At 69.2% G+C, this 3046-nt stretch carries 3 protein-coding genes; all 3 read left to right on the forward strand.

Features of this window, described 5'->3' with window-relative positions; all coding sequences use genetic code 11:
* Positions 1-309, forward strand: a 309-nt coding sequence (locus G6023_RS13365; protein ID WP_182635968.1) for an SDR family oxidoreductase, incomplete at its 5' end; no start/stop codon positions are given.
* Between the two features lie 116 nt (positions 310-425).
* The gene (locus G6023_RS13370; RefSeq protein WP_067715648.1) at positions 426-1631 is read left to right on the forward strand and encodes an acyl-CoA dehydrogenase family protein; all 1206 of its coding nucleotides are present in this window, start codon (positions 426-428) and stop codon (positions 1629-1631) included.
* 69 nt (positions 1632-1700) lie between these two features.
* A complete protein-coding gene (locus G6023_RS13375) occupies positions 1701-2843 on the forward strand; it encodes a thiolase family protein (protein ID WP_069388699.1) in 1143 nt (380 codons plus the stop codon).
* Positions 2844-3046 lie beyond the last annotated feature (203 nt).

Raw genomic sequence — 3046 nt, forward strand, 5'->3', positions numbered from 1 at the left:
GGCTTCGCACCGCAGGCCGCCTACTCGGCGACCAAGGCGGCCGTGCTCGGACTGACCCGCGACCTCGCCGCGCAGTGGGGCAGCCGCCGCGGTATCCGCGTCAACGCGCTGGCCCCCGGGTACTTCGCCTCCGAGATGACCGACGAGATCCCGGAGAAGATGCTCGCGGACATCACCGGCAGCACGATCTTCGGCCGACTGGGGCTCCAGCCCGAGCTCGACTCCGCGCTGCTTTTCCTCGCCTCCGACGCATCGTCGTTCATCACCGGGACCACGCTCGTGGTCGACGGTGGGATGACTATGCATTGAACCGACTCAGCACTGAACCAACTCAGCACTGAACCAACTCAGCACTGACGCAGGCACCACTTCACTCATCCCGCCCGCGGCGGGCCGCCGCGGCACGCTTCTACAGGAGTAATGACATGGAATTCGCTCACAGTCAGCGCAGCATCGAGCTGCAGGAGAACATGTGGGAGTTCATGCGGGAGCACGTCTTCCCCGCCGAGCCCGTCTGGGCCGAGTACCTGCGTGAGCACGGGGACAACGCCTACCCGCCGGTCATGGAGGACCTCAAGGCCGAGGCCCGGCGCCGCGGGCTGTGGAACCTCTTCCTGCCCGAGTGGTCCGGGATCTCCAACCTCGAGTTCGCCGCCGTCTCGGAGATCACGGGGTGGTCGCCCGTCATCGCCCCGGAGGCGATCAACTCTCAGGCCCCGGACACCGGGAACATGGAGACCTTCCACCTGTTCGGCACCGACGAGCAGAAGGCGAAGTACCTCGAGCCGCTCAAGGAGGGCAGGATCCGCTCGGCGTACGCCATGACCGAGCCCGACGTCGCCTCCTCGGATGCCACGAACATCCAGACCGTGATCCGTCGCGAGGGCGACGAGTACGTGATTAACGGCCGCAAGTGGTGGATCACCGGGATCGCCGACACCCGCTGCGAGATCCTCATCGTCATGGGCAAGACCGACGAGTCCGCCGAGACCCACCGGCAGCAGTCGATGGTCCTCGTGCCCCGCGACACCCCGGGCCTGACCATCGAGCGCAACCTGCCGCTGTTCGGATACCAGGACCAGCACGGTCACTGTGAGATCGTGTTCTCCGACGTGCGGGTGCCCGTGTCGAATCTCCTCGGCGAGGAGGGCGCCGGGTTCGCGATCGCCCAGGCCCGTCTCGGGCCGGGCCGCATCCACCACGCGATGCGCGCCATCGGCATGGCCGAGCGGGCGCTGGCCCTGATGGTCGACCGCGCCAAGTCCCGGCACGCGTTCGGTGGGTCGCTGGCGAGCCAGGGCGTGGTGCAGGAGCACATCGCCAACTCGCGCATCGAGATCGACCAGGCGCGGCTGCAGGTGCAGCACTGCGCCTGGATGATCGACACCGTCGGCGCCAAGGAGGCGCGGTTCGAGATCTCCGCCATCAAGGTGATCGCCCCGCAGGTCGCCTGTGCCGTGATCGACCGGGCCATCGAGATCTTCGGCGGCGCCGGCGTCTCCGGCGACACCCCGCTGGCGTACTTCTACGCCTGGGCGCGCGCGCTGCGGATCGTCGACGGACCGGACGCCGTCCACCGTCGCACCATCGCGCGCGGAGAGCTGAAGAAGACCCCGCCGTACGTCGGATAAAACTAGGATGTCCCAGTAACGGTCGGTGCCGCCCGGCGCCGGAACCGCAGAGACAAGGAAGTGCAGAACATGGGTGCAGTAATCGTGGAGGCCGTGCGCAGCGCGGTGGGCAAGCGCAAGGGTGGACTGGCCGGGGTGCATCCCGCCGATCTGTCAGGGACCGTTCTCACGGCGCTGGCCGAGCGCGCCGGGATCGACGGATCGATCGTCGAGGACGTCATCTGGGGTTGTGTCACCCAGGCCGGGGAGCAGGCCGGGGACATCGCCCGGACCGCCGCCCTGTCGGCTGGATGGCCGGAGACGGTCAACGGCGTGACGATCGACCGGCAGTGTGGCTCGTCGCAGCAGGCGCTGAGTTTCGCGGTGGCCGTGGTGGAGGCAGGCTTCCACGACGTGGTGGTGGCCGGCGGCGTCGAGTCGATGACGCGGGTGCCGATGGGCTCGCACGTCTCCTCCGAGTCGTTCCCCTACGGTCAGGCGTTCCTCGACCGCTACGACGGCACGGCCCCCAACCAGGGCGTCGGTGCCGAGATGATCGCCGAGCGGTGGGGCTTCACGCGCACCCAGCTCGACGAGTTCGCCGTGGCGTCGCACGAGAAGGCCGCCGCCGCGCAGGACGCCGGGTTCTTCGCCGGGCACATCGTGCCGGTGACCACCCCGGACGGCGTCTTCGACACCGACCAGGGCATCCGCCGCGGCAGCACCGTCGAGGGGCTGGCCGGGCTCAAGACCCCGTTCAAGGAAGACGGTGTGATCCACGCCGGCAACGCCTCGCAGATCTCGGACGGCGCCGCAGCGATCCTCGTGATGAGCGAGGAGGCGGCCGCCAAGTACGGGTGCACCCCGATCGCGCGGGTGCACACCGCCACGCTCGCCGGTGACGACCCGGTCATCATGCTCACCGCTCCGATCCCCGCTACCGCCAAGGCGCTGGCCAAGTCCGGACTGTCCATCGACGACATCGGCGTGTACGAGGTCAACGAGGCGTTCGCGTCCGTGCCGATGGCGTGGCTGGCCGAGACCGGGGCGGACCCGGCGAAGCTCAACCCGAACGGCGGCGCCATCGCCCTCGGGCACCCGCTCGGTGGCTCCGGCGCCCGGATCTTCGCCGACCTCGTCCATCACATGAAGAACGAGGGCATCAAGTACGGCCTGCAGACGATGTGTGAGGGCGGCGGCCAGGCCAACGCCACCATCATCGAACTGCTCTGATCCGAGCCCCCGCCGGGCAGCCGCGTGAGCGGCTGCCATTGGAGACACAGCCGCTCCCGACGATGGCGTCTGGCGTGCGCAGATGCGCAGGCCGGCGTTCAGCGTCGGGGGCGGCTGTGTTGTGGGCGTACAGGCGCTCGTGCGGCTGCGGGCAGGGGCGCGCGCGGATGCCGCCGGGTGCGCGGGCGGCTCAGTCGCCGGGT

Source organism: Dietzia sp. DQ11-71 (assembly GCF_014144995.1).
Classification (GTDB): domain Bacteria; phylum Actinomycetota; class Actinomycetes; order Mycobacteriales; family Mycobacteriaceae; genus Dietzia; species Dietzia kunjamensis.

Excerpts from the sequence above, each read along its gene's own strand:
- G6023_RS13375 (WP_069388699.1), top strand. The coding sequence starts at position 1,701 with ATGGGTGCAGTAATCGTGGAGGCCGTGCGCAGCGCGGTGGGCAAGCGC.
- G6023_RS13370 (WP_067715648.1), top strand. The coding sequence starts at position 426 with ATGGAATTCGCTCACAGTCAGCGCAGCATCGAGCTGCAGGAGAACATG.